The sequence below is a fragment of the Salipaludibacillus sp. CUR1 genome (assembly GCF_021028955.1).
GTDB lineage: Bacteria > Bacillota > Bacilli > Bacillales > Salisediminibacteriaceae > Salipaludibacillus.
Genome location: NZ_JAIWPE010000078.1, coordinates 1 through 1,391, shown reverse-complemented (window position 1 = coordinate 1,391; position 1,391 = coordinate 1). Strand labels below are relative to the sequence as shown.

At 43.5% G+C, this 1,391-nt stretch carries 1 protein-coding gene; it reads right to left on the bottom strand.

Going from position 1 to position 1,391, the window contains the following annotated elements; all coding sequences use genetic code 11:
* Positions 1 to 358: 358 nt before the first annotated feature.
* Positions 359 to 1,171 carry a pyridoxine/pyridoxal/pyridoxamine kinase gene (gene pdxK / locus K8O68_RS15410; RefSeq protein ID WP_230897748.1) on the bottom strand — a complete coding sequence of 271 codons (813 nt, stop codon included), beginning with the start codon at positions 1,169 to 1,171 and terminating at the stop codon, positions 359 to 361.
* Positions 1,172 to 1,391 lie beyond the last annotated feature (220 nt).

The window sequence follows — 1,391 nt, the reverse complement described above, 5'->3', positions numbered from 1 at the left end:
AAATAGAGAGAGATAAACGGTTGGCGGTCAATTAAGAGGCCTCTTTAGAGGCTAAGTTGGTAAAGTGCCCTTATAGGGCGAAATTAAAACCGCCCGTTTTACGGGCGGATACTTACTTTTCTTTAAAAAAGATATTTTTTGAAAGGCAAATAGAAAAAATTCAAAGCCTTCCACTTGCTTTTGAATGAGGGGAAGATGGTTTAGGGATTTCTGATGATAAGGTTCGACGGCACGCTCATAAATCAGCTAGATACTATTTTTATGGACGGAAACGATGGGGGAAGGGAAGCCATTAAAAACCCTGCCGCAGCAAGGAGCCGCAGCAGGGTGGAGAGTTTATTGTTTTGCCGGCTTTCTATTATAATGAACGGTTCCGGTAAGCACCATGGTGGGTCGGACCGATAAATTCATTCAGCTTAAACGAACCGCGGATAGCTTCAGTAATGAATTCTTTCGCTGTCTGGACAGCTTCTTTTACGCTGCGTCCTTTCGCAAGTTCAGCGGCAATTGCAGCTGAATAAGTACAGCCTGCTCCGTGAACATAAGGAGTATCAATGCGATCTGATTCAAGCAGCTCAAAGTCATTGCCATCGTAAAGTAGATCAACCGCTTTTTCATGGTCAAGCTTACTTCCGCCTTTAATTAAAACATATTGGGCGCCTAATTTATGGATTTGTTGTGCCGCTTCTTTCATTTGGTCAACCGTTTTAATAGGTCCAACGCCGCTCAGCTGCCATGCTTCAAATAAATTAGGTGTGACTACCGTCGCTTTAGGAACAAGCAGATTCTTCATGCTTTCTGTTGTTTCCGGGTGAAGAACCTCGTCTTCTCCTTTACACACCATTACAGGATCAATAACTACATTTGAAAGGTTATATTCTTCGATTTTCTCTGCTGCAAGTTTTACGATTTCAACTGAACCGAGCATGCCGGTTTTCATCGCAGAAACGCCGACTCCGTCGACAATTGTTTTTAATTGCTGGCGCACGGTTTCCGTTTCCTGAGGGAACACACCGTGAGACCAGTTATTTTCAGGATCCATTGTAACTATCGTCGTGAGCGCCGTCATCCCGTATACGCCCAGTTCCTGAAAAGTTTTTAAATCTGCCTGAATACCGGCACCGCCGCTGCTGTCAGAGCCGGCAATCGTTAATACTTTCTGAATTGACATAACCATCCTCCTTACAAATTCCATCCCGGATCAACCGGCATGTTTTACATGTACCCATTATAACGGGAAACCTGTCATATGTAAGGGGGATTTGTGAAATGGGGTCAGACCCAGTAGCCTTGCATGAATGGAATATAATGTAATTTTGAGTTTACAAACACAAAAAAAGCTCCTATTGTAGAGGAGAGACCAATACTTGTTCCCAATCCTCTACAAAGGA